At 73.4% G+C, this 1,961-nt stretch carries 1 protein-coding gene and 1 pseudogene; both read left to right on the forward strand.

Annotated features, from left to right (window positions below):
• Positions 1-414: pseudogene (locus tag ACS04_RS30170) on the forward strand (LiaF domain-containing protein); the annotation flags it as partial.
• An 84-nt stretch (positions 415-498) separates the two neighbouring features.
• On the forward strand, positions 499-1,935 hold the full coding sequence (locus tag ACS04_RS30175) for a DUF445 domain-containing protein (protein ID WP_245236614.1): 1,437 nt from the start codon (positions 499-501) through the stop codon (positions 1,933-1,935).
• The last annotated feature ends 26 nt before the right edge of the window (positions 1,936-1,961 follow it).

Genomic DNA, 1,961 nt, shown 5'->3' on the forward strand with positions numbered 1-1,961 from the left:
TTCGCGAACACCATCACGTACTCGAACTCCGGGCCCGGGCACCTGTACGGGCGCCAGATCGCCGGATCCCTCTTCTTCGCGGTGCCGCCCCGGCTGGACGCGGTGGCGTTCTGGGGCAGCGGCGACCTCGACCTGCGCGAGGCGAACTTCGCCGAGCGCGAGGTGGTGATCAACTGCGTCGCGATCATGGGCGGCGTCCAGATCACGGTCCCGCCGGGCGTGGAGGTCGACGTACGGGGCTTCGGCTTCATGGGCGCGTTCGACCAGCGCGACACCCCGGGCCCGGTGGCCCCGGGCGCCCCGAGGGTGGTCGTGACGGGCCTGGCCTTCTGGGGCGGGGTGGAGGTCAAGGTCAAACCCCCGAAGCGCCCGAAGCCCCTGGGCGGCGGGGCGAAGCTCCGCAAGGAGCTGTAGGGGCCGGGGCCCGCGGAGGGGGAGCAGCGCAAGGGGCGGATCGGCGTGCCGGGAACTCCTGAGGGGTCCCGGGAGTCGGATGCTATGCAGACAAAACCGGCGCCCGGGGGAAGGGAGGAACACGTGGACCACCGCACCAAGGCCGCTGGGCCGGCAACAGGCACGGGTACGGGAGCGGGTACGGGAGCAGGCGCGGGCCCGGGAGCAGGTAGGGGTCCGGGAGCCGGCCTCGGGACCGGTTCCGGCAACGGCACCGGCGGGTTCGTGTTCAGCGAGGCCGACGAGGAGCGCCGCCGGGGCGTCCGCCGCATGAAGACCACCGCGACCGGCCTGCTGATGCTGGTCGCGCTGGTCTACGTACTGACCACCTGGGCGGAGCACGCCGGGGCCGGCGCCTGGGCGGGCTACGTCCGGGCCGCCGCCGAGGCCGGCATGGTCGGCGCGCTCGCCGACTGGTTCGCCGTGACCGCCCTCTTCCGGCGCCCGCTCGGCCTGCCCATCCCGCACACCGCGATCATCCCGACCAAGAAGGACCAGCTCGGCGTCTCCCTCGGGGAGTTCGTCGGCGAGAACTTCCTCTCCCCGGACGTGGTCCGCACCCGCCTCCACGCCCTCGGCATCGGCGGCCGGCTCGGATCCTGGCTGGCCGAGCCCGCGCACGCCGACCGGGTCACCGCCGAGCTGGCCACCGCGCTGCGCGGGGCCCTGACCGTGCTGCGCGACTCCGACGTGCAGGCGGTCGTGGGCGAGGCCATCACGCGGCGGGCCGAGACCGCCGAGATCGCGCCGGGGATCGGCAAGACCCTGGAGAGGGTCGTCGCGGACGGCGGGCACCGCCGCGTCGTCGACCTCGTCTGCGTCAAGGCCCACGACTGGCTGGTGACGCACGGGGATTCGGTGATGGGCGCGGTCCAGGGCGGGGCGCCCGGCTGGACCCCGCGGTTCGTGGACCGCAAGGTCGGCGAGCGCGTGTACAAGGAGCTGCTCCGCTTCCTGACGGAGATGCGGGACATGCCGGAGCACCCGGCGCGCGGGGCGGTGGACCGGTTCCTGACGGACTTCGCGGCCGACCTCCAGTCGGACACGGACACCCGGGCCCGCGTGGAGCGGCTCAAGTCCGAGATCCTCCAGCGCGGGGAGGTGCAGGACGTGATCGCCTCCGCCTGGACCGCGATCCGCGCGATGATCATCTCGGCGGCGGAGGACGAGCACAGCGAGCTGCGGCTGCGGGTCCGGTCCTCACTGCTGTCGCTGGGCGCGCGGCTGGCCACGGACGGCCGGCTCCAGGACAAGGTGGAGGGTTGGACCGAGGGCGCGATGGTGTACGTGGTGACCACCTACCGGACCGAGATCACCTCGCTGATCACGGACACGGTGGCCGGGTGGGACGCCGAGCACACGTCACGGAAGATCGAGGCCCACATCGGCCGGGACCTCCAGTTCATCCGCATCAACGGCACGGTGGTCGGCGCCCTGGCCGGCCTGCTGATCTACACGGTGTCGCAGGCGCTGGGGGCGTAGCGGGGCGGGGCGGGGTGGGGCGGGGT

The sequence above is a fragment of the Streptomyces roseus genome, from assembly GCF_001044425.1.
GTDB lineage: Bacteria > Actinomycetota > Actinomycetes > Streptomycetales > Streptomycetaceae > Streptomyces > Streptomyces roseus.